The sequence below is a fragment of the Citrifermentans bremense genome (genome assembly GCF_014218275.1).
In the GTDB taxonomy this organism is placed as follows: Bacteria; Desulfobacterota; Desulfuromonadia; order Geobacterales; family Geobacteraceae; genus Geomonas; species Geomonas pelophila.
In genome coordinates, this window is the sequence record NZ_AP023213.1 from 3777573 (window position 1) to 3803765 (window position 26193).

The 26193-nt window shown below is 62.2% G+C and carries 23 protein-coding genes; 5 read left to right on the forward strand and 18 right to left on the reverse strand.

The features are described from left to right. Positions 1–50: 50 nt before the first annotated feature. The 11 genes from msbA to GEOBRER4_RS16790 all read right to left on the reverse strand — a co-directional run bounded on the left by msbA (position 51) and on the right by GEOBRER4_RS16790 (position 13749). Entirely contained in the window at positions 51–1796 is a 1746-nt protein-coding gene (gene msbA, locus GEOBRER4_RS16740) for a lipid A export permease/ATP-binding protein MsbA (RefSeq protein WP_085815305.1), read from the reverse strand. Beyond that, positions 1793–2935: a lipid-A-disaccharide synthase gene (lpxB, locus tag GEOBRER4_RS16745; RefSeq protein WP_143424363.1), complete on the reverse strand. Its 1143-nt coding sequence runs from the start codon at positions 2933–2935 to the stop codon at positions 1793–1795. The genes msbA and lpxB overlap by 4 nt, the downstream gene beginning before the upstream one ends. A gap of 196 nt (positions 2936–3131) precedes the next feature. Then, entirely contained in the window at positions 3132–3908 is a 777-nt protein-coding gene (gene lpxA, locus GEOBRER4_RS16750; protein ID WP_185243228.1) for an acyl-ACP--UDP-N-acetylglucosamine O-acyltransferase, read from the reverse strand. A gap of 128 nt (positions 3909–4036) precedes the next feature. Beyond that, positions 4037–4471, reverse strand: coding sequence for a 3-hydroxyacyl-ACP dehydratase FabZ (gene fabZ / locus GEOBRER4_RS16755; protein WP_085815308.1), 435 nt, complete (start codon positions 4469–4471; stop codon positions 4037–4039). 96 nt (positions 4472–4567) lie between these two features. Beyond that, positions 4568–5605 carry a UDP-3-O-(3-hydroxymyristoyl)glucosamine N-acyltransferase gene (gene lpxD, locus GEOBRER4_RS16760; RefSeq protein WP_185243229.1) on the reverse strand — a complete coding sequence of 346 codons (1038 nt, stop codon included), beginning with the start codon at positions 5603–5605 and terminating at the stop codon, positions 4568–4570. A 152-nt stretch (positions 5606–5757) separates the two neighbouring features. After that, a complete protein-coding gene (locus tag GEOBRER4_RS16765) occupies positions 5758–6270 on the reverse strand; it encodes an OmpH family outer membrane protein (RefSeq protein ID WP_185243230.1) in 513 nt (170 codons plus the stop codon). A 25-nt stretch (positions 6271–6295) separates the two neighbouring features. Further along, on the reverse strand, positions 6296–8740 hold the full coding sequence (bamA, locus tag GEOBRER4_RS16770; protein ID WP_226377815.1) for an outer membrane protein assembly factor BamA: 2445 nt from the start codon (positions 8738–8740) through the stop codon (positions 6296–6298). A 102-nt stretch (positions 8741–8842) separates the two neighbouring features. Beyond that, positions 8843–9517 (reverse strand): ABC transporter ATP-binding protein, encoded by a 675-nt coding sequence (locus tag GEOBRER4_RS16775; RefSeq protein ID WP_085815311.1) that lies wholly within the window; start codon positions 9515–9517, stop codon positions 8843–8845. After that, a complete protein-coding gene (locus tag GEOBRER4_RS16780; RefSeq protein WP_085815312.1) occupies positions 9510–10760 on the reverse strand; it encodes a lipoprotein-releasing ABC transporter permease subunit in 1251 nt (416 codons plus the stop codon). The genes GEOBRER4_RS16775 and GEOBRER4_RS16780 overlap by 8 nt, the downstream gene beginning before the upstream one ends. Continuing rightward, positions 10761–12239, reverse strand: coding sequence for a lysine--tRNA ligase (gene lysS / locus GEOBRER4_RS16785; RefSeq protein ID WP_085815313.1), 1479 nt, complete (start codon positions 12237–12239; stop codon positions 10761–10763). It abuts the gene before it with no gap. Between the two features lie 148 nt (positions 12240–12387). Beyond that, entirely contained in the window at positions 12388–13749 is a 1362-nt protein-coding gene (locus GEOBRER4_RS16790; protein WP_185243231.1) for an RCC1 domain-containing protein, read from the reverse strand. 204 nt (positions 13750–13953) lie between these two features. Here GEOBRER4_RS16790 and ettA point away from each other — a divergent pair, with 204 nt between their 5' ends. After that, positions 13954–15639, forward strand: coding sequence for an energy-dependent translational throttle protein EttA (ettA, locus tag GEOBRER4_RS16795; protein ID WP_185243232.1), 1686 nt, complete (start codon positions 13954–13956; stop codon positions 15637–15639). Positions 15640–15896: 257 nt separating this feature from the next. Here the strand turns inward: ettA and GEOBRER4_RS16800 are convergent, their stop codons facing one another. From GEOBRER4_RS16800 to bioF, 3 genes are all read right to left on the reverse strand, one after another. Then, positions 15897–16700: a methyltransferase domain-containing protein gene (locus GEOBRER4_RS16800; RefSeq protein ID WP_185243233.1), complete on the reverse strand. Its 804-nt coding sequence runs from the start codon at positions 16698–16700 to the stop codon at positions 15897–15899. Positions 16701–16823: 123 nt separating this feature from the next. Continuing rightward, complete coding sequence (locus tag GEOBRER4_RS16805; protein WP_185243234.1) at positions 16824–17636, reverse strand: alpha/beta fold hydrolase; 813 nt, start codon at positions 17634–17636, stop codon at positions 16824–16826. 206 nt (positions 17637–17842) lie between these two features. Further along, the gene (bioF, locus tag GEOBRER4_RS16810) at positions 17843–19012 is read right to left on the reverse strand and encodes an 8-amino-7-oxononanoate synthase (protein ID WP_185243235.1); all 1170 of its coding nucleotides are present in this window, start codon (positions 19010–19012) and stop codon (positions 17843–17845) included. 414 nt (positions 19013–19426) lie between these two features. Between bioF and GEOBRER4_RS16815 the strand changes: the two genes are divergently transcribed. Together GEOBRER4_RS16815 and GEOBRER4_RS16820 are read left to right on the forward strand one after the other, a co-directional pair. After that, positions 19427–19939, forward strand: a complete 513-nt coding sequence (locus GEOBRER4_RS16815; RefSeq protein WP_185243236.1) for a M48 metallopeptidase family protein — start codon at positions 19427–19429, stop codon at positions 19937–19939. Positions 19940–20114: 175 nt separating this feature from the next. After that, positions 20115–20300, forward strand: coding sequence for a hypothetical protein (locus GEOBRER4_RS16820; RefSeq protein ID WP_185243237.1), 186 nt, complete (start codon positions 20115–20117; stop codon positions 20298–20300). An 80-nt stretch (positions 20301–20380) separates the two neighbouring features. Here GEOBRER4_RS16820 and GEOBRER4_RS16825 read toward each other — a convergent pair whose 3' ends face one another. Together GEOBRER4_RS16825 and GEOBRER4_RS16830 are read right to left on the reverse strand one after the other, a co-directional pair. Beyond that, positions 20381–21250, reverse strand: coding sequence for a sterol desaturase family protein (locus tag GEOBRER4_RS16825; protein WP_185243238.1), 870 nt, complete (start codon positions 21248–21250; stop codon positions 20381–20383). Between the two features lie 23 nt (positions 21251–21273). Continuing rightward, on the reverse strand, positions 21274–21789 hold the full coding sequence (locus GEOBRER4_RS16830) for a DUF1440 domain-containing protein (protein WP_185243239.1): 516 nt from the start codon (positions 21787–21789) through the stop codon (positions 21274–21276). Positions 21790–22003: 214 nt separating this feature from the next. On the opposite strand from GEOBRER4_RS16830, the gene GEOBRER4_RS16835 reads away from it, so the two are divergent. Together GEOBRER4_RS16835 and GEOBRER4_RS16840 are read left to right on the forward strand one after the other, a co-directional pair. Further along, positions 22004–22453: a DUF1857 family protein gene (locus GEOBRER4_RS16835; protein WP_185243240.1), complete on the forward strand. Its 450-nt coding sequence runs from the start codon at positions 22004–22006 to the stop codon at positions 22451–22453. Positions 22454–22482: 29 nt separating this feature from the next. Further along, positions 22483–22914 carry a surface-adhesin E family protein gene (locus tag GEOBRER4_RS16840; protein WP_185243241.1) on the forward strand — a complete coding sequence of 144 codons (432 nt, stop codon included), beginning with the start codon at positions 22483–22485 and terminating at the stop codon, positions 22912–22914. An 11-nt stretch (positions 22915–22925) separates the two neighbouring features. On the opposite strand, the gene aroC is transcribed toward GEOBRER4_RS16840, so the two are convergent. Then, positions 22926–24008, reverse strand: coding sequence for a chorismate synthase (aroC, locus tag GEOBRER4_RS16845; RefSeq protein ID WP_185243242.1), 1083 nt, complete (start codon positions 24006–24008; stop codon positions 22926–22928). Positions 24009–24053: 45 nt separating this feature from the next. Beyond that, on the reverse strand, positions 24054–26183 hold the full coding sequence (gene glgX, locus GEOBRER4_RS16850) for a glycogen debranching protein GlgX (RefSeq protein ID WP_185243243.1): 2130 nt from the start codon (positions 26181–26183) through the stop codon (positions 24054–24056). Between the last annotated feature and the right edge of the window lie 10 nt (positions 26184–26193).

Consider the following 26193-nt stretch of genomic DNA (forward strand, 5'->3'; position numbering starts at 1 on the left):
AGCCTCTCGTTCCAATTCCCCTTCCCTTCCGAGAGGGGGGCTATACCTGACTACGACGTCTTAAACTGCATCCCGTGCAGACGGCTGTAGAGCCCTTCGTTGTCCATGAGCGTCTGGTGGCTCCCCACCTCGGCAATCTTCCCCTTCTCAAGCACCACGATCCGGTCGGCGTGGGTGATGGTGGAAAGGCGGTGCGCGATGACGAAGGTGGTGCGGTTGTGCATCAGGTTGTTCAAGGCCTGCTGCACCATCTGCTCGCTCTCGGTATCGAGCGCACTCGTGGCCTCGTCCAGGATCAGTATCGGGGCGTCCTTGAGGATCGCCCGGGCGATGCAGAGCCGCTGCCGCTGACCTCCGGAGAGACGGACGCCGCGGTCGCCGATGTTTGTCTCGTACCCCTCGGGGAGCTCCAGGATGAAATCGTGGGCGAAGGCGGCGCGTGCCGCGGCCTCGACCTCGGCGTCGGTGGCGTTTATCTTGCCGTAGCGGATGTTGTTGGCGATGGTGTCGTTGAAGAGGATGGTCTCCTGGTCCACCAGCGCGATCTGCTCCAGGAGGCTCTTTACGGTCCGCTGCCGGATATCCACCCCGTCCATGAGCACCGCCCCCTGTGTCGGGTCGTAGAACCTGGTGATGAGCGAGACCAGCGTGGTCTTGCCGCCGCCGGAAGGCCCAACCAGGGCGATCACTTCTCCCCTTCTGGCCACGAGGCTCACCCCCTGCAGCACGTACTCGTCTTCGTACTTGAAGTGGACGTCGCGGAACTCCACCTCCCCCTTGGCCCTCCCCAGGTCGCTGGAACCCGGCAGGTCCACGATCTCAGGCTCCTCGTCCATCACCTCGAACACCCGCTCCGCAGCGCCCACCGAGCGCTGGACGTTGTTGTAGGAAGAGATCAGTCGCTTGATGGGGGTGAACACCAGCACCATAGCGGTGATGAAGGAGAAGAACTCCGAGGCGCTGCGGGTCCCCTGCATGACGCTGCTGCCGCCCACCCAGATTACGGCCGCCACGCCGAAGGAGATGATGAACTCCATGATGGGAGCGGAGAGCCCCTCGTACTTGATGTTCTTCCTGGTGAAGTAGTAGAACTCCTCGTTGCTGCGCTTGAAACGCTCCACCTCGCGCGCCTCGAGCCCGAACGCCTTCACCACCTTGATGCCGGAATAGGTCTCCTGGAGGATGCTCGCCAGATCCCCCATCTTCTCCTGCCCGTGCCGGGCGAGCCCCTTGATCCTCTTGCCGATCTTCTGGGCAGGGATCACGGTGAGCGGGATGACGACGAAGGAGATAAGTGCAAGCTTCCAGTCGCGGTAGAAGATGACGCACAAAAGCGAAACGGACGAGATGCCGTCGCGGAACAGGCCGGTGATGACGCTCGCCACCCCCTCCTGCATCATGGCGACGTCGCTTAGGACCCGCGACATGAGGGTCCCGGTTTCGTTACGGAAGAAGTACCCAAGGCTGAGCCTCATGTTCCTCTCGTAGAGATCGTTCCTGACGTCCTGCACGGCGAGCTGGCCGGCGCTCCTGATGAAGAAGTCGTTGGTGTAGCGGCAGCAGCCGCGCAGCGCGTAGAGCACGATTATCCCGATGGGAAGGAGGACGAAGATGCCGGTCTCCTTGCCGGAGAAGATCTTTCTCAACACCGGCTCCACCAGGTAGGCCAGGGCGCCGTCCATCGCGCCGACGCCAAGGGAGCCCACCGCCGCCAGGGCGATGCGCCACCAGTAGGGGCGACTGTATTGCAGCAGCCTTTTGAAGGCATTGGTTGCTTTCTCGTTTACTGCACTCATCCCATCATCTCCATGGCCAGCCGGGCCACCCTTTCCAGAGCGCCTCCGCTGCCTAGCTTGACTCTCATCGCGGCGAACCCTTCCCGCATCTCGGCTGCGTATCCCGCGTCGTTCAACAGGGCGTCAACTTCGTCCGCAATGGCAAGCGGTTCGGCCTCGTGCTGGACCAGTTCCTTTACCATCCGCTTTTCCGCCACGATGTTGCTGATCCCTATGTGCGGCACGTTGATCACCCTTTTGCCCACCTCGTAAGTGAAGGTGGACATCTTGTAGATGATCACGTGCGGGGTCCCGACCAGCGCCATCTCCATCACCACCGTCCCCGAGGCGCAGACGGCGGCGTCGCAGGCGGTCATCACGTCGTGGTTGCGCCCGGAAACAACCTTCACCTCGACCTTGGAGGCTTGAAGGTAGGGATCGAGATCCTCCTGGCGCAGCGACGAGGCAAGCGGGAGCACGAACTGCAATTCCGGCATCCTCTCTTTCAGGATCTCAGCGGCCTCAAGGATGACCCCCAGAAGCTTCCCGATCTCGGACTTCCGGCTCCCCGGGAAAAGGCCGACGCAGCGCCGCCCAGGGTCGAGCCCCAGGGAGGCAAGCGCCTCGTCGCGCTTCATGGTCGGGCGCACCAGGTCGAGCAGCGGATGTCCCACGAAGGTGACCGGGACCCCGGCGTTTTGGTAGAAGGGGACCTCGAACGGGAAGAGGACGGCCATCATGTCCACCACCTGCCCGATACCCTTGACGCGCCCGCTTCTCCAGGCCCACACCTGCGGGGAGATGAAGTAGAGCACCTTGACGCCGGCCTTTTTCGCCACCTTGGCGAGCCTGAGGTTGAAGTCGGGGTAGTCGATCAGGATCAACAGGTCGGGAGGATCGCTGCGGAGCTTGTTCTTCAGGGTGTTGAAACCGTTGACGATCACCGGGAGGTGCGCGAGCACTTCAACCAGCCCCATAACGGCCATGGTGTCCGCATCGACCAGCGTCTCGACGCCGGCCTTGCGCATTTTGCCGCCACCCATCCCGAAGAACCGGGTCTTCGGGGCGAGGGCGCGTATCTCGGACGCGATGCTCGCGCCGTACATCTCGCCGGAAGCCTCACCGGCGACGATCATCACGGACTTCGGTTTTTCTTGCAAACGAACCTCTGAAAACCAGCTTAAAGGCAAAGGCAGATTAAGATTAAGATTGAGCAAAACCTTTCGTAATTCTTAACATCAACCTCAGCGGCACCTCAACATAAAGCTTCTTGATATCTTAGTCTTAATCTGGTTCTGCTCTTAATCTGCCTCACTCTTTATCTTAATCTGCCTTACCTCTTAATCTGCCCCATCTCTACCTAGTGACCCCGCGCTTGGCGGACTCTATGAAGGAAATGAAGTGCTCGAGCTCGGGGCAGGTGGGGATGTCGCTCTTCATCTTCTCCAGCGCTTCGGTCAGCTTCATGCCTGAAAGCGACAGGATCTTGTACGCCTTCTTCAGGCTTGAGATGGTCTGCTCCGGAAAGCCGCGCCTTTTAAGCCCGACCAGGTTCAAGCCCCTGAGCCTCGACTCGGTGCGGTCGCCGGTGACGATGGTGTAGGGGGGGACGTCGAGGGTGATCGAGGTCATGCCGCCGACCATGACGTGCGCGCCGATCCGGGTGAACTGCAGCACCGCGGAGAGCCCCCCCATGATGGCGTAGTCCTCGACGGTGACGTGCCCGGCGAGGGTGGCCGAGTTGGCCATGATGACATGGTTGCCGATGTGGCAGTCGTGGGCTACGTGCGAATAGGCCATGAAGAGGTTGCCGTCGCCGACGGTGGTCTCGCCGTCGCCGGTCACGGTTCCCAGGTGCAGGCTGGCGAACTCCCTGATGGTGTTGCCGTTGCCGATCCGCAGCCAGGTCTTCTCCCCTTTGTACTTCAGGTCCTGGGGGACGGCCCCCACCGAGGCCATGTGGAAGATATTGTTGTCCTCGCCGATCTCGGTCCAGCCGTCGATCACGGTGTGCGGGCCGATCTTGGTCCCCTTGCCGATGCTTACGTTCTCACCGATGACGACGTACGGGCCGATTTCAACCCCGTCGGCGATCTTGGCGCCGGGGTGGATTACTGCGGTGCTGTGAATCATCTCTTTCTCCATTTTTGCCGCGCCCGCTTCGGTAAAACGCAAAGACGCGACTCCCCCTTCGCAAGGGGGGGCGGGGTGGGATTTACCTGTTGGACGGAAAATCCCCCTGAATCCCACGTTGAACGGGGCTACTTGTCCCCGAGGGTCGCCTTCAGCTCCGCTTCAGTCATCAGGGTCTCGCCTACGTACGCCTTGGCACCGACGCTCCAGACACCCCGCTTGCAGAACAGGGTCTCCACCTCGATCCTCAGGGTGTCGCCCGGTTTCACCGGTTTCCTGAAACGGGCTTTGTCGATCGCCATGAAGTAGCTCACCTTATCCTTCGCGTCGCCTTCGGCCGCCTTGTAGGCCAGGATGGCCGCAACCTGCGCCATGGCCTCGATGATCAGGACCCCGGGCATGACCGGAAATCCGGGGAAGTGCCCCTGGAAAAACGGCTCGTTCATGGTGACGTTCTTGATGCCGACGATCCGCTTGCCCGGTTCCATCTCCACGATCTTGTCGACCAGGAGGAAAGGGTAGCGATGCGGAAGGAGCTCCATAATTTGCACTATATCAAGCATTGATAATCTCTCCTTGCACCGGCTCCAGCGAACGGAGCCGAGATTTACATTGAAGTGCCTCAGTTGACTTACCCTTGGCAAAGGGGGTTCACGAAGTTACTCCCCCTTGGCCAGCTTTGCTTCCAGCTCCGCCACCCGCTTCTCAAGCGCCGAGAGCGTCTTCTTCATCTCGGGGAGCTTGGGTGCGATCCCTGCGGAGCGGAGCCAGTCGCGGTGGGGCATGACCGGGATGCCGGAAAGGACCTGGTTCGGCTCCACGTTGCCGGCGACGCCGGACTTGGCGCCGATCATGACGTTGTCGCCGATCTTGATGTGACCCGCGACGCCGACCTGCCCCCCGAGCGTTACGTGGTTCCCCAGCTGGGTGCTGCCGGAGATGCCGACCTGGGAGACGATGATGCAGTCCTCGCCGATGACGACGTTGTGCGCGATCTGCACCAGGTTGTCGATTTTCGTACCGCGGCGGATCCGGGTGGCCTCGAGGGCTGCGCGGTCGATGACGCAGTTGGAGCCGATTTCCACGTCGTCCTCGATGATGACGATGCCTATCTGCGGGATCTTGTAATAGGAGGCGCCGTCGGGTGCGTAGCCGAAGCCGTCGGAGCCGATCACGGTCCCGTCGTGTATGGTGACGCGGTTGCCGATGCGGCACCTCTCGCGCACGCTCACGTTGGCGTGCAGCGTCACGTCGTTGCCGACCACGACCCCGGGGTAGATCACCACCCCCGGGTGCAGCACCACGCGGTCCCCGATCACTGCGCCGGCGCCAATGGAGGCCCCCGGGTACACCGATACGTCCGCCCCGAGCTTCACCCCTTCGGCAACGAAGGCGCCCGGAAGCACACCCAGCGGCTTTGCCGGAGCGGTGTAAAAGAGGGTGAGCAGCTTGGCGAAGGCGAGGTAGGGGTTGGGGTGGAAGATGGCGTTCTTGCCGTGGGTGTTCCCACCGGTTCCCATCAGCACCGCCGAGGCCTTGGTGGTGGCCACCTTGGCGGCGTACTTCGGGTTGGCGAGGAAGGTGAGGGTCCCCTCCCCCGCGTCGTCCAGGGTCGCGAGCCCGCCGATCAGGACGGAGCCGTCGCCGGAAACCGTCCCTCCCAGGTACTGCGCTATTTCATTAAGCGATTTCTTCATCTAAAACCTCACCAGAGCTTCCTGGCTCCGGTTCCAGCTCCGGCGATAAAAACGACAATTCCCCCTTTGCCTGAAGGAAGGTTTGGCAAAGGGGGGAACTGTGTCAGGTCGTTAACGCAGAAGGTTGAACACGGAACGCGGAACGATCGTTGTTATTTCTTCCTGGAGGCGTTGAAAGCCTTCAGCACTTCGTCGGTCACGTCAGCGGCCGGGTCCAGGTAGATCATGGTCTCGTTGCGCACCAGGATGAAGGTGTAGCCGTTCTTGCGCCCGAATTCCTGCGCCACCTTGACGATCTCGTCCACGATCTTGCCGGTGAACTCGTCGTTTTTGGCCTGCAGGTCGTCCTGCGCGTCCTTCAGGAAACGCTGGTACTCCTTGAGGCGCTGCTGGTAGTCGCGTTCCTTGGCGCCGCGGGCGGATTCGTTAAGCACGACCCCCTGGCTTTCCAGCTCCCCCTTGAGCTTCTTCAGCTCGCTTTCCTTGGTGTTCTTCTCGCTCTCGTACTTGGCCGCCTTCTGGCTAAGCTGGTCCTTCGCCTCTTTGCCCGCATCGGACATGAGCAGCACCTTCTGGATGTCGACGGAGCCGAACTTGGCGTCAGCAGCCAAAGCGGAGAGAGGAAGGGAAAACACCACCAGTAATGCGATGATAAGACGTTTCATGACTTGCTCCTTGCAGTGCATGGATTTAGAAAATACTCCCTATGGAGAACTCGAGCCTTCCGCCCGAATCTATTCCCTGTCTGGGGTTGATGGGGATGCCGTATTCGAGCCGCAGCGGCCCGATCGGGGAGAACCACCTGATGCCGCCGCCGTAACTGGTCAGGATGTTGCCGAAGGTGTCGTTCAGGCTGTTGGCCGCGTTCCCCGCGTCGAAGAAGACAACCGCCTTGAGCCCCGCCTCTTTCAGGAGCGGGAAGGTGAACTCTGCGTTCGCCACCGCCTCCATCTCGCCACCGAGGTAGACGCGGCTTTCGGTCATCCCGGCGAAGCCGCCGGTCGCGTCCAGTTGCGGGACGGGGGTGGTCTTGTTCGGGCTAACCGTCCTGGAGCGGTAGCCGCGCAGCGAGTTGATCCCCCCGAGGTAAAACATCTCGTCGATCGGGATCTCTTTGCCGCCGAAGCCCTGTACGTATCCGAGCGTCCCCCGCAAGGACCCGACCCCGAAGAGCAGCGGATGGAACAGCGTGTGCTCGGTGATGGTCTTGATGTAGCGGTTGGTGCCGCCAAACCCGGCCACCTCCATGGAGAGGGTGTTCATCATCCCGGTGGAGGGGTCCAGCCGATAGTCGGTGGTGTTGCTGGTGAGACTGCCGACGATGGCGGAAGTGGTCGAGGTCTTTTCGGGTGCCACGATGGCGCCGTTGGCGATGTTGTTCAGGAGTTCAGGAGACTCGTCGAAGATCTCCTTTTGCTCGTACTTGTAGAGCCAGAAGGTGCTCAGGGTATCCGAGAAGGGGTAGCCGGCCTTGATGTCACCGCCGGTAGCGCGGCGGGTGTAGTCCAGGTACTGCCGCTCGTTGCGGTAGAGATCCCCACCCAGGGTCCACTTGGTATCGTTGAAATACGGGTCGGTGAGCCCGAGGTTGTAGGTCTGCGACTTGCTGCCGAAGGAGGCGGCGGCGGTCATCTTGAGGCCGAGCCCCAGGAAGTTCGCCTGCTGCACCGAGCCCTGCCCGATGATGCCGTCCAGCGAGCTGTAGCCGGCGCCGATGCTGAAGGTGCCGGTCGGCTTCTCCTTCACGTCGACGTTCAGGTCGAGCTTGTTGGAGGCGCTCCCCTTAGCCGTCACCAGGTTGGCCTCCTCGAAGAAGCCGGTGTTCATCAGGTTCTGCTTGCTCCGCTTCAGCGCGGTCGAGCTGTAAAGCTCGCCCTCGGCGAGCCTCAGTTCGCGGCGCACCACCTTGTCGCGGGTCTTGGTGTTGCCGCTGATGTTGATCCGGTCGATGTTAACCTTCTCCCCCTTCTCCAGGTCGAAGCTGATGTCGATGATGCGCTGCTCCCGGTTCAGGTTGGTGATCGGGGCGACGTTGGCGAAGGCGTACCCCTTGTCGGCGTAGAAGTCGGTAAGGGTGAAGATGTCGGCGCGCAGGTTGCTGCGGCTGAAGATATCACCGCTCTTCTCCTTGAGCTTGCCGAAGAGGACGTCACGGTGCTCCAGGAGGTCTCCCTTGAAATCGAGCTTGCCGATGCGGTACTGCTCTCCCTCGGTGATCCCGATGGTGACCATGAGCGCCTTGCGGTCCGGGGTCAGCTCCACCTTCGGCTCCCCGATCTTCACGTTGATGTAGCCGTCGTTCATGTACAGCTCTGTAAGGAGCGCCATGTCGTTTTTAAGGGTTTCTTCCTTGTAGGTGCCGGCGCCGGTGAGCCAGGAGAACATCCATTTCTCAGAGGTCTCCATGGCCTTTTTCAGCTTCTTCGCCTTGAAGGCGTGGTTCCCCTCGAAGCGGATCGACTTGATCAGGACCTTGTCCCCCTCCTTGACCCGGAAGATGACGTTGAGTTCAGTCTCCGAGCGCATGCTGATGTCGCCCGTCACCTCGGCCAGGTAGTAACCCTCGTCCGCGTAGAGCTTTTTCACCTTCTTGATGCTCTTTTGCAGGTCCTTCTGGGAGAAGATGGCGTTAGGCTTGATCTCCACCGCATCGCGCACCTTCTCGGGGGCAAGTTCCTTCGCGCCCTCGACTTTCACCTCGCGCACGATCGGTTTTTCCTGCACCACGTACTCTAGGATCACACCCCCGTCCGCCGGCTCGGTCTGCGCCTTCACGTCCTTGAAGTAACCGAGCTGGTAGATCGTTTTCAGGTCGGCATCGACCTTTTCCGGGTCCAGCGCCTCACCCGCCTTTACCCGCAATGCAGGCATGATCACGGCGGTCTCTATGCGCCGGTTGCCGCTGACCTTGATCGCGGTGATCTTCTCGGCGCCGGCATGGGGCGCTGCCGCCTCGGGCGCTGCTGCAGGGGATGAAGCCGGCTGCGTGGGCTGCGTTGCCGGAACGGGCCCGGCCGAAGGAGCCGGCGTAGCAGACGGTACATTTTGCTCGCCCTGGGCAAACGACAACGTCGGGCAGACCAGGAGCTGAACGGCAAGCACGGCTGAAATCAAGGTACGCAATGTACGCAGCAAAGGGCCCCCAGGGAATACAGTCAATAAGTAAAGTAACTAAAGCCTTGCGGCAGCGGCAGTTCCGGGGCGTTTCCGCGCCTGGCCCGGCGGGAAAGAGCCCGGTTATTCCAAGATCTTGCCGTCGACCACGCGGATGGTGCGGTTCATCCCCGCGGCCAGCTGCTCGTTGTGGGTGACGATCACCAGGGAGATCCCGGTACTGCGCTGTATCGAGTAGAGCAGTTCGTGCACCTCGTGGCTGGTCTTCATGTCGAGGTTGCCGGTAGGCTCGTCGGCCAGAAGCAGCCTCGGCTGCCGCACCAGCGCCCGCGCGATGGCCACGCGCTGCTGCTCGCCTCCGGAAAGCTCGCCCGGCCGGTGGGTGACCCGGTGCGCGAGCCCCACGTCGCTCAAAAGCTCGCGGGCGCGCCCCTCCACCTTGGACCTCTTCTCGCCGCCGATCAGAAGCGGCATCATCACGTTCTCCAGCGCCGAGAACTCGGGCAGGAGGTGGTGGAACTGGAACACGAAGCCGATGGAGCGGTTCCTGAAGGCGGCCAGCGGCTGGTCCCCGAGCGCGAAGACCGGCTGCCCGTCGAAGAGCACCTCTCCGCTTGTGGGACGGTCGATGGTCCCCATGATGTGCAGCAGCGTGCTTTTCCCGGCGCCGGAGGGGCCCACCAGGGCAATGGTGTCCCCCGGCTCGACTGTGAGGTCGATTCCCTTCAGGACCTCCACCTTGGCCGCGGCTTCCCCGTAGGACTTGTAGAGGTTCTTCACCTCGAGAAGGCTACTCATAGCGGAGCGCCTCCGCCGGGGCCATGCGCGAGGCGGCCCAGGAGGGGTAGAGCGTCGCGGCAAAGGAGATCAGGACCGCCGTGATGCTGATCAGCACCACGTCCGACGGGATCACCTGGGAGGGGAAGTGGTCCAGGTAGTAGATGTCCTTGCTGAACAGCTCGAACCCGGTCACCTTCTGCACGAAGGTCACGATCGGCTCCAGGTTGAGCGCCACCAGCAGCCCTCCCAGGACGCCGATCACGGTGCCGAGGACGCCGATGATGACCCCCTCGAAGACGAAGATGCGCATGATGCTGCGGCTGGTCGCCCCCATCGACTTCAGGATGGCGATGTCGCGGGTCTTCTCCATGACCACCATGAAGAGCGTGGAGGCGATGCCGAAGGCGGCCACCAGCACGATCAGGGTCAGGATGATGAACATCACGCTCTTTTCAGTCTTCAGCGCGAAGAGGATGTTCTTGTTCATCTGCATCCAGTCGCGGGCATGGTACGGGGGACCGAGCTCCTGGTTGATCTTTTGCGCCAGTTCGCCGGTCTTGTAGACGTCCCGCACCTTGAGCTGGACCCCGGTCACCACGTCGCCCAGCCCCAGGAACTGCTGGGCCTCCTTGAGCGAGACGTAGGCGAGGGTCGAGTCGTACTCGAACATGCCGGTGTTGAAGATGCCGGTGATGCGGAAGCGGTTCAGCTTGGGCATCATGCCGAGCGGCGTGATGTTCCCCATGGGCGAGATCACGTCAACCGTGTCCCCCAGAAAGAGCCCCAGGTTCTTGGCGAGCTCCTTCCCTATCACCACCCCCGGGGTCTTGCCGACCTCGTTCTCCAGGGTCTCCAGTTTCCCCTCCACCATGGACTTGTGCAGGTTGGTGACGCGGGCGTCGCTCTTCACGTCGATGCCGCGCAGCACCACGCCGGAGACGTTCTTGCCGGTGGAGAGCATGACCTGGTTGTAGATGAAAGGGGTCGCGGCTACCACGCCGTCCATCCCTTCCAGCTTCTTGATGACCTGGGGGTAGTCCTGCACAGCACCGAGCCCGTTCAGGACCACGATGTGCGCGTTGGTCCCGAGGATCTTGTCCTTCAGGTCCTCCTCGAACCCCGTCATCACGGCGAGGACGATGATGAGCGCCATGACCCCCAGGGCCACGCCGGCCACGGAGATCAGGGTGATCAGGGAGATGAAGGTGGATTTGCGCTTGGCCTTCAGGTAGCGCAGCCCTATGAAGAGCTCAAAGGGCATTTATTTCGCCTCTTTCCTTAGCTGCGGGAACAGGATGACGTCGCGGATGGACGGGGAGTCGGTCAGGAGCATGACCAGGCGGTCGATGCCGATCCCCTCGCCGGCTGTCGGCGGAAGGCCGTACTCCAGGGCGCGGATGTAGTCCTCGTCCATGTAGTGCGCCTCCTCGTCCCCCTTGTCCTTGGCGGCAACCTGGGCCAGGAAGCGCTCCTTCTGGTCGCGCGGGTCGTTCAGCTCGGAGAAGGCGTTGGCCATCTCGCGCCCGGCGCAGAAGAACTCGAAGCGGTCGACGTAGTCCGGGTCGTGGTCGTTCTTCCTGGAAAGGGGCGAGACCTCGGTCGGGTAGTTGGTGATGAAGGTCGGCTGGATCAGCTTGGTCTCGGCGACCTCCTCGAAGATCTCGGTGATCAGCTTGCCGTACCCAACGTCCTCGGGGAGTTCCAGGCCGATCTTCTGCGCGTAGGCGTAGGCCAAGTCCCGGTCCTCCAGGCTTTTCGCGTCGATGTCGCCGTACTCGAGGATCGCCTCCTTGACGGTGAAGCGGCGCCAAGGGCGCTGGAAGCTGATCGGCTCGCCGCCGTAAGTGAAGTCGAGGGTCCCCAGAAGTTCCTGGGTCACGTGGCAGAGGAGCTCCTCGGTGTAGTTCATCAGGTCCTCGAAGGTGGCGTAGGCCTGGTAGAACTCCATCATGGTGAACTCGGGGTTGTGGCGCACCGAGATCCCTTCGTTTCTGAAGTTGCGGTTGATCTCGAAGACGCGCTCGAAGCCGCCGACCACGAGCCTTTTCAGGTAGAGCTCGGGGGCGATGCGCAGGAATAGCTCCATGTCCAGCGCGTTATGGTGCGTGACGAATGGCTTCGCGGTGGCGCCGCCGGGGATCGGCTGCATCATCGGGGTTTCCACTTCCAGGAAGTCGTTCCTGGTCATGAAATCGCGGATAAGCTGGATGACGCGGGAGCGCTTGTAGAACACCTCGCGCACGTCCGGGGAGACGATCAGGTCGACGTAGCGCTGGCGGTAACGGGTCTCCACGTCGGTGAGCCCGTGGAACTTCTCGGGAAGCGGCAATAGCGACTTGGTCAGAAGGCGCAGTTCGCTGACGGCTAAGGAAAGCTCGCCGGTCTTGGTGCGGAAAGGGGTGCCGGTGGCGCCGATGATGTCGCCTATGTCGTAGTTTTCGAACTCGGCGAAGAGCTCCTCGCCCACGGTGTCCTTCTTGACGTAGAGCTGCATGCGACCCTTGCGGTCCTGCACCTGCACAAAGGCCGCCTTGCCGAAAGAGCGGCGCATAAGGATGCGGCCGGCGACCACGAAGCTCTGCGGCTGCTCCTCGATGACTTCCTTGTCGCCGTAGGCGGCGCGCAGATCGGCCGAGGTGTGCTGCGGCCTGTAATCGTTCGGGTACGGGTTGATCCCCGCCTCCCACAATGCATCTACCTTACGTCTTCTCTGCAGCAGCAGCTCGCTCAACTCTTCCATGTAATCAGCAACCTTTCTTGTTGGCCTGGGGGTGAAAACAATCCGTCAAATTAAACTAAGTGGCAACTCTAAGTCAAGGGAAAACAGGGAAATAGGACCGCTCCGGCAAAAGGAATTCCGCCCTCCCCCGCACCCGGTTTCACCTTTGCTACAGACCCCGCACCGGCACCGGAATCTTCGGGTTTCCGGCGGAGGAAAATGGAGCCGGATTCCCCAGCTGCCCCATGTTGTTGTCTCCCCAGCCGTACCAGACCCCGTTCGCCTTGGCGAGGGAATGGTTGCCGAAGGCCTTGATCTCGCTGACGCCGGTGAGCTCGCCGGTCCCGGAGGAGTTCAGGGTGTATACCAGCTCGAAGCTGCTGGTCGTGGTCAGTTTTCCCGACGGGGTGGGAAGCATGTTGTTCCCGAGCTGCCCGTAGAAGTTGAACCCTATGGAGCGCACCTTGTGGGTCGGGTCCCCGAGGGCGTGCCCCTGGCCGCCGACGAGAAGCAGCGCATGGTCGAGGCCGGCGGAGATTGACTTGATGACCTCGGTGTTGCCGTCGGCTATGGTCACGGTGGTCCCCGGCACGACAACCGGCGTGGCGCTGTACGCCGTGTTGGGATCGCCTGCTGTCAGCTGGGTGAGACCGGTTCCGGCGGGGTCCTGTCCGAGTTGACCGGCAGCGCCGTACCCCCACGCCCAGAGCCTCTGCTGGGTACCCCCGGTGACGGGTGTCTCCTCCAGCGCCAGGTTGAACTTGTTCCCGGCGGCGATCATGGTGATGTGCGAGAGCCCAGCCACCTTCTTCGGCCTCTTGTAGAGGATCGAGTCGGCGGGGGCCACACCTATCTGGCCGACGGCGTTGCTCCCCCAGGCGTAGACAGAGCCGTCATTGAAGAGGGCAAGCGAGTGGAGCCCGCCGCCGGCGACCTGCACGGCTATGGCCGGCAGCGCGCCGCCGGCGATGTCTTTATCCAGTTTCACCGGAATCGACACCTTTTCGGTCGTGCTGTCGTCGCCGACCTGGCCGTACACGTTGTAGCCCCAGGCCCATACGGAGTTGTTGGCGACGGCGAGGGAATGGAAGGCCCCCGCGGCGACGTCGGTTACCGGACGCTCCAGCTGCGCCTTGACCGGCCTGGAGCTGAACCCGGTGTTGGCGGAGGTAGAGACCGAGGAGTTGCCGAGCTGGCTGTAAACGTTGTACCCCCAGGCCATGACCACCGAGGTGTTGTTCCTGAAGGCAAGCGTGTGCTCAGCGCCCGCGGCCGCCTTGTCCATGTGGCCAAGCCCCGGCACGATGGTGGGGAGGTCGCGGTTGTCCAGGGTGCCGTCTCCCAGCTGCCCGAAGTCGTTGTACCCCATGGTCATCGCGGTGTTGTTTCTGAAGATAACACTGTGGGCGTTGAAGATGCTCACCGTGGTGGGAATGGTATCGCTGTTGCTGGATCCACCGCAGCCGGAAAATGCCGCGACAGTCAGAAGCCCGGCGCAGATATGGAGCATGAAACGCCTGCAGGTTTGCATATAGAGACCCCTCGTTAGCTTATTCGATCCGGCGGATTTAACTATACAAAGAACAGAATGTCAAGGACCGACTCCGGGCAATCGGAGTTGACACAGCGCCCCCGTTGCATGTAAGAATGGCCAGATTAACCAAAGCATGATACCGCACCATGAAAACCAAGGTATTGCCGCCTAATTTCATACAAAAACGGAGGAACCAGACAGATGGCGCTAGACCCGAACAAGGTCATTTACTCCATGATCGGAGTGAGCAAGTTTTACGACAAGAAACCGGTGCTGAAGGACATCTACCTCTCCTACTTCTACGGCGCCAAGATCGGCGTCCTCGGTCTGAACGGCTCCGGCAAGAGTTCGCTGCTGAAGATCCTGGCCGGAGTGGACAAGGAGTTCAACGGCAAGACCATCCTCTCCCCGGGATACACCGTAGGCTACCTGGCACAGGAGCCGCAGCTCGACCCGAACAAGACGGTGCGCCAGTGCGTCGAGGAAGGGGTGCAGGAGATCGTCGACCTGATGAACGAGTTCAACGAGATCAACATGAAATTCGGCGAGGAGATGAGCGACGCCGACATGGAGAAGCTCTGCGACCGCCAGGCCAAGGTGCAGGAGAAGCTGGACCACTTCGACGCCTGGGATCTGGACAGCCGCCTCGAGCTCGCCATGGACGCGCTGCGCTGCCCTCCCCCGGAGACCAACGTGGCGAACCTCTCCGGCGGCGAGAAGAGGCGCGTGGCGCTTTGCCGGCTCCTTTTGCAGAAGCCTGACATCCTGCTCCTGGACGAGCCGACCAACCACCTGGACGCGGAGTCCGTCGCCTGGCTGGAGCAGCACCTGCAGCGCTACGCCGGCACCATCATCGCCGTAACGCACGACCGCTACTTCCTGGACAACGTGGCAGGCTGGATACTGGAGCTCGACCGCGGCCAGGGGATCCCGTGGCAGGGGAACTACTCTTCCTGGCTGGAGCAGAAGGAAAAGCGGCTGGCGCAGGAGGAGAAGACCGAGAGCGAGCGCCAGAAGACCCTCAAGCGCGAGCTGGAGTGGATCAGGATGTCGCCTAAGGGGCGCCACGCCAAGGGGAAGGCGCGCATCAACTCCTACGAGGACTTGCTGAACACCGAGAGCGAGAAGCGTGGGCGCGACCTGGAGATCTACATTCCGCCGGGGCCGCGCCTGGGCGGGGTCGTGGTCGAGGCCGAGAACGTAGCCAAGGGGTACGGCGACAAGCTCCTGGTCGAGGGGATGGAGTTCCGGCTCCCCCCCGGCGGCATCGTCGGCGTGATCGGCCCGAACGGCGCCGGCAAGACCACCTTGTTCCGCATGATCACCGGCGAGGAGAAGCCTGATTCGGGCACCTTCAAGATCGGCGAAACGGTGAAGCTTGCCTACGTCGACCAGAGCAGGGACGCGCTCGACCCGGAGCAGACCATCTGGGAGGCGATTTCCGGCGGACAGGAGCAGTTGCAACTGGGCAAGCAGCTGGTGAACTCCCGCGCCTACGTGGCGCGGTTCAACTTCTCCGGCGCCGATCAGCAGAAGAAGCTCGGTATGCTCTCCGGCGGCGAGAGAAACCGCGTCCACCTGGCGAAGATGCTGAAGGAGGGCGGCAACGTAATACTCCTAGACGAACCGACCAACGACCTGGACGTGAACACCATGCGGGCGCTTGAGGAGGCCCTGGAGAACTTCGCCGGCTGCGCCGTGGTCATCTCCCACGACCGCTGGTTCCTGGACCGCATCGCCACCCACATCCTCGCCTTCGAGGGGGACAGCAAGGTGGTCTGGTTCGAGGGTAACTACTCAGAGTACGAGGAAGACCGCCACGCGCGTCTTGGAACCGCGGCAGACCAGCCGCACCGGATCATGTACCGGCAGCTGACCAGGGTTTAGGCCCGGTTCGCGAAGTTGAAATAAAAAGGGGGCGTCCAGGATTGGACGCCCCCTTTTATTTTTTATGCAAGCCATCCAGATATGTATCAGACATCCCCTCTCCCTGTGGGAAAGGGTGCCCGCAGGGCGGGTGAGGGAGATGCCACCAAGTAAGCCTTCGCCGACCGCAGCGCCCTCACCCCGACCCTCTCCCAGAGGGAGAGGGAGCAGGGACCGCCCCTGTAATGGAACATGCGAGCTTGGAGAGGAAAAAGTAGTTACCCTGGTTTGCGGGCGAGGCCGTAGATTACCTCATAGGTTGCCGGGATGCCGTCCTTGGCTCCGAACTCCTTCCGGTAGGCCGCCATCATGTCCAGCATGATGCGCCGCTCCGATAGTCCACTGGCGGCGACCGGCGCGGTTGATCCGGCACCGATCCGCTTGAGCGAGCGGAGCAGCTCCGGCACGTCGGGGTGCATCTCGACCTCCAGCTCCGAGGTTACCGTGGCGCCGGTAAAACCTACCCTTTGCAGCGCCTCCTCGACCTCCGATTTGGAGAAGAAGCTGTGGCTGCGGTCGGCTCCGCCGCTTAAGGCGCTCCGGTAGGAATCCCGCAGCTCGAAGAGCGTTTTCTCGCCGAAGAGTGCGAAGCAAAAAAGCCCTCGCGGCGCGAGTACGCGACGCGCCTCGCCGAAAGCCTGGTCCAGCGAGGAGAGCCATTGGTAGGTCGAGGTGGAGAGAACCAGGTCGAAGCTTTCCGGGGCAAAGGGAAGATTTTCCGCGTCCGCGTTAACCATCTGCACCCGTTTGCCGGCGAGGTTCTCGGCGGCCGCGCGGCACATCCCGGGGGCCAGATCGGCTCCGACTGCGCTCGCTTCGGGATAGAGTTCCGTCACCCTCCCCAGCAGACGGCCGGTCCCGGCGCCTACATCCAGAATCCGCGCCGGGGTCAGCTGCTGCGCCTGCAGCATATCCACCACTTTTGCCACCACCCGGCACTGCACCACCGCGTGGCAATCGTAGTCGTTCGCCTGCCGGTGAAAAGAATCCCGTACCTTCTGCCTGTCTATCTCTGCCGCCATCTATAAACCGCCCGCTATATCTGAATCGTGAAAGTATCGCCAATCCCTCCCCCGTCATAGGGATAGAACTGTAGCATAGCGTCCCCTCCCCCAGCGGGGGAGGGACAGGGAGGGGGATTTCAGTTACTGCTGCAACCCGTCGATGAAGTTCCTCACCACTGCGTTGAACCCCTCCGGCTGCGTCATAAAGGGCGCGTGGCCACAGCCGGTGACAACTTCCAGCCTTGCCATGGGCATACGCTCCGCCATGTAGGCCGATGCCGAAGCAGGGCAGATGGTGTCCAGCTCGCCGTGCACCAGCAGCGCCGGGCGGTCCACCTGGGCCAGCCGGTCCCGCTGGTCCACCGTCGACAGGAGGTTCAGCGACTCCTTCGCCGCCACTGTGTCGGGGGAGTGGCCGCCCATCACGATCTCGTGCACGATACGCTGGTACTGCGCCTGGTCCATCTCCCCCTCGGCGAACATCCCCTTGAAGAAATCCCCCATGGTCTTTTGGTAGTCGCGCCGCAACTTGAGGCCCAGCCCCTTCACGTCTACCGGCGGTTTCCCATGCGGGTAATCGTCAGTCGTGGTGAAACGGGCGGTCCCCCCCACCAGCACCAGTCCGGCAAGGCGCTCCCTCACAAAAGGAAAGGCCTGCAACGCCACCTGCACCCCGAGCGACCACCCTACGAGGACGGCGTCTTCCAGGGCGAGCTGGTCAAAGGTGGCCACAACGTCCGCTGCGTAGTCGTCGATGCTGTAGCTGGCAGAGGTGGTCGACTGTCCGTGGCCGCGCTGGTCAAGGAAGATCAGGCGAAAGTTGTCTTCGAGGGGGTTCTGGAAGCGCCAGACGCGTCCGGACATGGCCCAGCCGTGCAGGAACACCACCGGCCGTCCGGCTCCTGATTCCTGGTAGTGAAGGGTTACTCCCGTTGATGTTTCGATGAAGGGCATATCAGATCCAATCGATAAGACTCACAAAAATGCGGAACACAGAGGTCGCGGAGGTTCACGGAGGTCACTGAAGTTTTTAAAGGAAAAGCAAATTCGTCGTTAAGGTTTTTCCCCTGAAGTTCTGTTTTCCTCTGTGTCCGCTTTGTCTTTTCCTCTGTGAACCTCTGTGGTGAGCTTTTGCTTTTTGTGAGCTTTTGTTTTTGGTTTTAAACCACCCCGAGCTTCTTCCCGACCTCGGCGATGATCCCCGCGGCCTCTTCGAGTTCGCCCGGTTCGTGTGTCGCCATGATGGTGCAGCGTAGCCGGCAGCTTCCCGAAGGGACCGTGGGCGGCCTGATCCCCTGCACGAAGATCCCCCGCTCCAGAAGCTCCTTGCTGAACTCCATGGTGGCGTCGGCCGGTCCCACGAAGATGGGGACAATCTGCGTCTCGCTCCCCATGGTGTCGAAGCCCGCCTGCGCCAGCTTCTCCTTGAAGAGTGCGGTGTTGGCCGCGAGTTTCTCCCTCAGCTCTTTTCCTTGAGGCGAATCCACCAGTTCGATCGCCGCGATGGAGGCGGCCAGCACGGCAGGGGGGAGCGAGGTGGAGAAGATGAAGCTGCGAGCCTTGTTCACCAGGTATTCGCAGATGGTGGCGGACGCGGCCGCGTAGGCGCCGAAGCTGCCAAGCCCCTTGCCCAGGGTCCCCATGTGGATGTCGATCCCGTCCATGACGCCCATAAGTTCGCCGCTGCCGCGTCCGGTCGCGCCAAGAACGCCCGTGCCGTGGGCGTCGTCTACCATGAGCAGGGCGCCGTATTGCTTGGCCAGCCGCACGAGGTCCTGCAACGGGGCGATGTCGCCGTCCATGCTGAACACCCCGTCGGTGACGATGAGACGCCTGCCGTTTCCCCCTTTATCGCGCAGCAACCGCTCCAGGGCCGCCGTGTCCCGGTGCGGGTAGCGGTGCAAATCGGCCCGGGAGAGGAGAGCGCCATCGATTATGCTGGCGTGATTGAGCCGGTCCGAGAAGATGGCGTCGCCGCGCCCAACCAACGCCGAGACGATCCCGGTGTTGGCTGCGTAGCCGGAATTGAACAAAAGCGCCTTCTCGGTCCCCTTGAACGACGCGATCCGCTCCTCGAGCTTGTCGTGCAGTTCCATGGTCCCGGAAACCAGCCGGGAGGCGCCGCTTCCTACGCCGAACGCGACGCCGAAGACGGCGGCGCTCCTCAGCTCCGGGTGGTCGGCAAGCCCCAGGTAGTTGTTGGAGCAGAGCATGAGGACCTGCTTCCCGTCCAGCTCCACCCGACTTCCCTGTGCGCCTTTTACCACCCTCATGCTGCGGTACAGTCCCTCCGCCCGCAGGGCTTCAAGCTCTTCAGCAAATGTCTGCACAGCTTCCCCTCCTATGACAGATTTCCCGGTTCTCAGCCGCCCATTGTTATTAGCACAGTAGATCCAGATTCGTCAACCTGACAACCCAATCGGGTTGACGAACCCCTCCCTTTTTCGGGACGCAGATTTAGGTGCAAAGGCATAACTGTCGCAGAGCCATCGACAACAATGGATTCCCCCGGTGAAACAGACCCTGGCCCGCAGCCAGCTCGGTTCGCACTACCTGCAGGGGGTGATCGATAGGCACGCAGAGCGATCCAGCAAGACCTGCTACAGGTACTGATTTAGCGTCCTACCAATGGCTTGAAAAGGTGGCGCCGGCATCTCCTCCGGCGCCTCTTTTTTTTACAGCACTTCGCCTGCCAATGTGTTACCTTCGCCATGCCTTCAACTCATTTTTGGGAAGAGAAGTACATGCGTGGACTGAAATATCTCGCCGGTTATTCCGAAAGCGTCACCAGCAAGGTGGAGCGGCTGATAGCCGACAACAAGTTAGGTAGCGTGCTGCTCGCGAAATACCCCACCCCGCACCAGGTCAGGACCGACCGCGCCCTCTACGACTTCACCGTCGCCATCAAGAACGAGTTCCTGCGCAAATCGCAACCGCTTAGCAAGGTAAGCTACGACCCGAAGATCAGCGTGATAAACCACGCCCTCGGACTCCATGCGTTCGTGTCGCGGGTGCAGGGGGCGAAGCTCACGGCAAAGCACGAGATAAAGATCGCCGCACTCTTCAAACTGGCGCCGGTGGAGTTCCTGAGGATGATCGTGGTCCATGAGCTCGCCCACCTGAAGGAGAAGGAGCACAACAAGGCCTTTTACCAGCTCTGCGAGTACATGGAACCTGCCTACCACCAGCTTGAGTTCGACACAAGACTTTACCTGACCCACCTCGATTCACACGGCCCACTGTACCAAGCCCCCTGACGCATCGACTCCCCCTGCATCTGTCCAACGCCCCCTGGCAAGGATTGACATCAGGACCTGGGCGGATAGATTTAAACCTGTCGCAAATTAATACCCACTAACCACAACCACCCAGAAAACATGCCGCTACTCCCCCGGCACGTCTCCAGTTGCGGCATCCGACAAGGAGGATCCCATGTCATTCGCGCTTTATGTAGTCGGGTTCTTGCTGGTTATCGGAGGCATCGCCTGGGCGCTCGTCGAGGCGGGACTGGCCATGTTCAAGATAGCCATCGTCTGCATCATTCTTTTGGGGATCGCGATACTGACCGGGGTGGTCAAGACCCGTCCCAAGGATCCCCCCAGGGGCCCCTTGGCCTGACGGCGCCAACGGACAACGAAAAAGACCCGGGTTGAAGTTCGACCCGGGTCTCTTTTTTCTTTCCTTGGCACCGGCAACCGTCACGGCGCCAGCACGGTTCTCGGGACGGGCAAGGGCCGCCGCTGCGGGGCGACCGCCTTGATTTCGGGCTGAAACGGCATCGCCATCACCTTGCCGAGGGTAAGCTGCTCCGGGTCCTGGTAGCCGATCACACCTATGTCTACACTGTCCTGCAGGACGTTCAGCCGCACGGTCCCGTGCAGGTAATCGGGCCAGGAGCAGATGGTGCCCCAGTTGGAATCGGTTTCCCCCTGCACCGCCGAGTGATGGATCCCGTGCATCCTGGGGGTGACGATGAACCGGCAGAGGCGGCGCTCCAAGGCTAAGGGGAGCCGCAGGTTGGAGTGGTGGAACAAGATCTCCATCAGGGTGAGCGTCTGCCAAAGGGCAAGCCCAAACGGAGAGACGCCGATCAGGCGCACCTGGGCGGCGCGCCAGGGGACCGACAGCATCAACTCGCCGAAGTGAAAACGGAGCGCCGTGCTGGCGTCGAGGTCCCGGTCCACATGGTGGGGGCGGTGAAAGCGCCACAAAAAAGGCACCTTGTGGGTCAGGTAGTGCCAGATATACAGGGTGTAGTCGAGCAGCAGCACGGAAAGCAGCAGATCAGCCCAGACCGGGAGCCGGAACAGCTTCAAGAGCCCGAGATTTTTCTTGTGCACCGCCAGGGCCAGCGGCGCCACGACCGGCTTCTCCGCGAGGCCGACCGTCGCCGCAGACAGCAGGGCGAAGGTGGCGTTTCGCGCGTTGCGGACCACCTTGTCCTCCCGTTCCTTCCTGAGCTGCCGCTTCAATTCCATGACGGCCACGACAGCCATGGTGCCGAAAATCAGTGCCGTGTTGAGCCATCTGGGAAGTTCACTTTTCTTGAGATCGGATCTTCTGGCCATCGCTCCCCCCTTTCCTTTTGGCTCTAGCGCACCCGGGCCGCCAGGCGATGCACCAGCTCGGCCGCGGCACCCCAGGCGATGTGGTTGCCCATCTCTTTGGCGTTCGGCTGCCAGGGAACGCGGTTGAGTCCGGGGGACAGGCCCAGGGCCGGCGCGATGATGCCGTCGCAGGCGAAGAAGAAGGGAATAGCGAAAGGAAGGCCGCCCCAACGCCGAAGTACCGGAAAGCGCTTCCTCAGGCCGCTGTGGATCAAGCCCCACCCAACCCCATAGGCCACCCCGAAAGCCCGATTGGCGCGCTTTTTCTCCTGCGCGTCTAGCCGCCGGCCCAAAAGTTTGGAGACGAAGTGGGGCCCGGCGACCTCATGGGCGGAGCCTTCCCGCACCCTCCTGTCGCGCCGCTTCTGCTTTTTACTCACCAGTCGGTCCAATACCCTTTCGCTGCCGCCGGCGACCGCGCCGGCTACAAGACCCGCGGCCACGCCGGTCACAATCGGATGCCTCTTCTCCCACGCTGAAACCTGATTCCCTGAGAACATGACGACCTCCTGCCGTCCCGGATTCGCCCCAAGCCGAACAATTTCCCCATTGTAACCGTGGTCATCTAGGTGTCAACGAACGCTATCCGGAGCTGGAGTGCGGGGTGCCGCCCCCAGGGCCCTCCCCCTTGACCGTGCTTTGCCTGGCTCTATAATTAGTTGTCGCCAAAAAAGAAGCTACAGCGTGCAGCAACGACACTATCAGGAGGCTCTCATGCTAGTCAGGACCTTGCAGGTTGTTGTTCATTGCGAGCATCAAACCCTCTGGAACATGCTCATGGACAGGCTGCAGCACCCTGAGCGTTATCTGGTCGGCATCACCGAGGCGCGCGTCACAGAGGAAAGCGAGGACGTCTTCATCTCAGAGATGCTGCTGCACGGCGAGCCCGTGAAAGAGCGGGTGCTGGTGCGCCCCTATGACGGAGAGTTGCGGCACGAGTTACTGGAGCATCCCCAATTCACCGGCTTCATAGTGAAAAAGATACTGAAGACTGCGATACAAAGTCCTGTGGCGCCGCTCTACCTTGAATACGAACTCGATCTGCTGCGAAAATCGCTGAAGGTGCAGGGGGTAGTTAGGGGTGAAGAGGAGATACTGACAGATCTGGGGGCCGAGATGCAGAAGATGCGGACACGGGCCGAGGAGACGGATTCACGGCGCTGAGGGGGCTCTACGGCTCAAGGAGGAACGAGATGCGGCTACCACTACTTTTCTTTTCGCTGTTGGCGCTTATTGCCTGCGCTCTTCCGGCGCTGGCCGCCGACCCCGACTGGGTACTCGTCGACGAGAACCAGGATTCCTCCTTCTTCTACGACAGAAACGGCACCACCCCCGCCAGGAACAACACGATCCAGGTAAGGACGCGGGTGGTTTACACGGAACAGGGGAAGAAGGAGGCGCTTAAGGTGCTGCACGGTTTGCCTGAGCCCTCCCGCCTGTACGAGTCGCGCTACATGTACCAGATCGACTGCGCCGAAACGGAAGGGCGCCTGCTGTCGGTGACCCACTTCGACCAAAAGGGAGCGATCCTGAAGTCGACGGATTTTGGCGACACCACCGCGCCGGAGTACCTCCCACCCGGCTCCCGCATGGCCCTGGTGGCCGAGGCCAACTGTAGTCGCTGAACCTCCCCGGGCTACTTCGTGCGGTACTCCTGCCTCAGCACCAGGTCCATCAGGACCAGCGCCGCCATCGATTCGACGATGGGAACGGCCCTCGGGACTATGCACGGGTCGTGGCGCCCCTTGGCTTCCAATACGGTCTCGGCGCCGTCGAAGGCAGCCGTTTGCTGAGGCAGGGAAACGGTTGCCGGTGGCTTGAAGGCAACCCGGAAATGAACCGGCTCGCCGTTGGAAATCCCCCCCTGCACCCCTCCGGAAAAGTTGGTCACGGTCCCCAGGCGTCCCTCTTTTTGCACAAAGGGGTCGTTATGGGCGCTCCCCAGCATCCGGCTTCCGCCGAACCCGGAGCCGATCTCGAAACCCTTGGCGGCCGGAAGCGAGAGCATGGCGTGGGCCAGCAGGGCGTCCAGCTTGTCGAACACCGGCTCCCCCAGCCCGGCGGGAAGGTTGCGGCAGACGCAGCGCACCACCCCGCCCACTGAGTCCTTCCGGTCCCGCACCGACCCGATCAGCTGCATCATCGACTCCGCAGCCGCGCGGTTGGGACAGCGGACAAGGGTAGCATCAACCTCCTGGCGGCTGATCCGATCCAGATCGACCGCGCCCCCTTCCAACTCCCCCACGCCGTCCACCCAGGCCACGATCTCCACTCCGAAGCGCTCGGCCAGGTACTTCTCCGCTATGGCGCCGGCGGCCACGCGCCCTATGGTTTCGCGGGCAGAGGAGCGCCCGCCGCCGCTCGAGGCCCGGATGCCGTATTTCACCTGGTAGCTATAGTCTGCGTGCGAGGGTCGGGGGACCGCCTCCATCTCCCGGTAGTCGCCGGGGCGCTGGTCGCGGTTGTGCACCAGGAGGCACACGGGGGTGCCTAGGGTGAGCCCGTTTTCCACGCCGGAGAGGATGGTCACCAGGTCCTTTTCCTCGCGGGGGGTGGAAAGCTCGCTCTGCCCCGGGCGGCGCCGATCCAGCTGCGGCTGGATGTCGCTCTCCGCAAGCCGCATCCGGGCGGGGACGCCGTCGACGACGGCACCGACCGCTGCACAGTGGCTTTCGCCGAAGGTGGATACCCTGAACAGGGTGCCGAAGGTTGAAGACATGCGGGATCTCCTTGTGGTGGGGCAAGCGCGGCTTTGGTGGAGTACTCAGGCTTCGTCGGGGGCCGGGCGCCCTCCGCCCCTGCGCGACTTTGCGATCAGCACCACGATGCTGCGCGGGGGGAGCCGGTAGCTTCGAGAGGCGTGCGGCGGGGGGAGATCCCAGGGGACGATGTCGTCCGGCGAGGCAAGCGAGGTGTCGATCCAGCGGTACCAGGTGCCGCCGGGAAGCCGGCGCGGAGGGGGGAGCGCGAAGTCGAGCGGCTCCCAGTACGCGTTGACCATGTAGTGAAACACCACGTGGCGGGAGCGGCTCCAGACTGTCAGCGCGATACTGTGGGACTCGTGGCTCCAGTCGGGGCTACCCAGCTTGACCCCCTGCCATTCAAGGCGCGCCTCCCCCAGCAACTGGCTCAGGGTCCGGGCCTCGGACAGGGTGCCGCTCTGCATTAGCCTTGCCTTGATCAGCTCCTTGGTGAACCGGTAGATGTCCGCGTGGCGCTCCTGGAGAGCCCAATCGAACCAGCCGATGCGGTTGTCCTGGCAGTAGGCGTTGTTGTTCCCCTGCTGGCTGCGCCGCATCTCGTCCCCCATAAGGATCATCGGGGTCCCCAGGGCAAGAAGCGTCACCGCCATGAAATTCTTGACCTGCCGGTTGCGCAGCTCCTCGATCTCCGGCGCTTCGGTCGGCCCTTCGACACCGCAGTTCCAGCTCAGGTTACTGTCGGAACCGTCCCTGTTTGACTCGCCGTTTTGCTCGTTGTGCTTTTCGTTGTACGAGACCAGGTCGTTCAAGGTAAAGCCGTCATGGCAGGTGACGAAGTTGATGCTCTGCTCAGGTTCGCGCTCCTGGTGCCCGTAGATGTCCGGGCTCGCCAGCATCCTCGCGGCGAAGCGCGACACCACCCCCTCGTCCCCCTTTAAGAAGCGGCGCACGTCGTCGCGGAACTCCCCGTTCCACTCCTTCCAGCTGTCGCCGATGAAGCTCCCCACCTGGTACAACCCCCCCGCATCCCACGCCTCGGCGATCAGCTTGATCCCGGCCAGCGCCGGGTCGCTCTCGATGTCCCAGAGTATGGGGGGGTTCTTGAGTGGGCGCCCCTGCCCGTCGCGGGAGAGGATGGAGGCAAGGTCGAAACGGAAGCCGTCGACGTGCATCTCCTTGACCCAGTAGTGCAGGCTGTCGATGATGAGCCGGCGCACTACGTGGTGGTTCGCGTTCAGGGTGTTGCCGCAGCCGGTGTGGTTGATGTAGCTCCCGTCGGGGGAAAGCGAATAGTAGACGTCGTTGGCAAAGCCGCGGAAGCAGAAGGTGGGCCCCTTGTGGTCCCCTTCGGAGGTGTGGTTGTAGACCACGTCGAGGATCACCTCGATCCCCGCCTTGTGCAGCGCCTTCACCATGTCGCGGAACTCGTCCAGGGGGCCGAGCGGTTCGCTGCGCGAACTGAAGCCGGCGTGGGGGGCGAAGAAGGAGATGGGGCTGTACCCCCAGTAGTTCACCAGCCCGAAGGGGGCGTCGTGGGGGTCGAACTGGAAGACCGGCAGCAGCTCCACCGCGGTGACCCCAAGGTCCTTTAAGTAGGGGATCTTCTCCACCAGCCCGGCGTAGGTGCCGCGCTTCTCCGCCGGGACCCCGGAGGAGGGGTCCTTGGTGAAACCCGCCACGTGCATCTCGTAGATGACGGTGCTGGAGTAAGGGCGCTTGAGGGGAAGGTCCCCCTCCCAGTCGTACCCGCGCGGGTCCGCGACGACGCTCTTCATGGCGGTCGCGGCGTTGTCTCCCGGCAGGCAGGCGTCGCCACGGCAGTACCCTTTGGGGACCGCGACGGCGCGCCCGTAAGGGTCGATCAGCACCTTCCCGGAGTCGAACCTGCGCCCCCTTTGCGGCTCGAACGGCCCGGCGACCCGGAAGCCGTAGAGCTGCCCCGCCCCGATGCCGGGAACGAAGACGTGCCAGTAATGGTAGGTGCGGTTTTGCTGCGGGTCGAGGGTGATGACCCGGGAGGGAACGGCGTCGTCGGCGGCATCGAAGATAAGAAGCTCGACCCCGGTGCAGTCCCTGGCGAAGACGCTGAAGTTCACCCCTCCGGGGGACACGGTGGCGCCAAGCGGCGACGTGTTTCCCCTGGGGTAGGACGGCTCGGCGCTTCTTCTCCCTGTTTTTGCCGTAACTTTCACCGTTGATCCT

Bases quoted from the DNA above. Each gene is read 5' to 3' on its own strand.
- fabZ (WP_085815308.1), bottom strand. From the start codon at position 4,471: ATGCTTGATATAGTGCAAATTATGGAGCTCCTTCCGCATCGCTACCCT.
- ettA (WP_185243232.1), top strand. From the start codon at position 13,954: ATGGCGCTAGACCCGAACAAGGTCATTTACTCCATGATCGGAGTGAGC.
- lysS (WP_085815313.1), bottom strand. From the start codon at position 12,239: ATGGAAGAGTTGAGCGAGCTGCTGCTGCAGAGAAGACGTAAGGTAGAT.
- GEOBRER4_RS16775 (WP_085815311.1), bottom strand. From the start codon at position 9,517: ATGAGTAGCCTTCTCGAGGTGAAGAACCTCTACAAGTCCTACGGGGAA.
- GEOBRER4_RS16830 (WP_185243239.1), bottom strand. From the start codon at position 21,789: ATGTTCTCAGGGAATCAGGTTTCAGCGTGGGAGAAGAGGCATCCGATT.
- GEOBRER4_RS16840 (WP_185243241.1), top strand. From the start codon at position 22,483: ATGCGGCTACCACTACTTTTCTTTTCGCTGTTGGCGCTTATTGCCTGC.
- GEOBRER4_RS16825 (WP_185243238.1), bottom strand. From the start codon at position 21,250: ATGGCCAGAAGATCCGATCTCAAGAAAAGTGAACTTCCCAGATGGCTC.
- GEOBRER4_RS16765 (WP_185243230.1), bottom strand. From the start codon at position 6,270: ATGAAACGTCTTATCATCGCATTACTGGTGGTGTTTTCCCTTCCTCTC.
- GEOBRER4_RS16805 (WP_185243234.1), bottom strand. From the start codon at position 17,636: ATGCCCTTCATCGAAACATCAACGGGAGTAACCCTTCACTACCAGGAA.
- GEOBRER4_RS16835 (WP_185243240.1), top strand. From the start codon at position 22,004: ATGCTAGTCAGGACCTTGCAGGTTGTTGTTCATTGCGAGCATCAAACC.
- GEOBRER4_RS16815 (WP_185243236.1), top strand. From the start codon at position 19,427: ATGCGTGGACTGAAATATCTCGCCGGTTATTCCGAAAGCGTCACCAGC.
- lpxD (WP_185243229.1), bottom strand. From the start codon at position 5,605: ATGAAGAAATCGCTTAATGAAATAGCGCAGTACCTGGGAGGGACGGTT.
- msbA (WP_085815305.1), bottom strand. From the start codon at position 1,796: ATGAGTGCAGTAAACGAGAAAGCAACCAATGCCTTCAAAAGGCTGCTG.
- GEOBRER4_RS16790 (WP_185243231.1), bottom strand. From the start codon at position 13,749: ATGCAAACCTGCAGGCGTTTCATGCTCCATATCTGCGCCGGGCTTCTG.
- GEOBRER4_RS16780 (WP_085815312.1), bottom strand. From the start codon at position 10,760: ATGCCCTTTGAGCTCTTCATAGGGCTGCGCTACCTGAAGGCCAAGCGC.
- GEOBRER4_RS16800 (WP_185243233.1), bottom strand. From the start codon at position 16,700: ATGGCGGCAGAGATAGACAGGCAGAAGGTACGGGATTCTTTTCACCGG.
- lpxA (WP_185243228.1), bottom strand. From the start codon at position 3,908: ATGATTCACAGCACCGCAGTAATCCACCCCGGCGCCAAGATCGCCGAC.
- GEOBRER4_RS16820 (WP_185243237.1), top strand. From the start codon at position 20,115: ATGTCATTCGCGCTTTATGTAGTCGGGTTCTTGCTGGTTATCGGAGGC.
- aroC (WP_185243242.1), bottom strand. From the start codon at position 24,008: ATGTCTTCAACCTTCGGCACCCTGTTCAGGGTATCCACCTTCGGCGAA.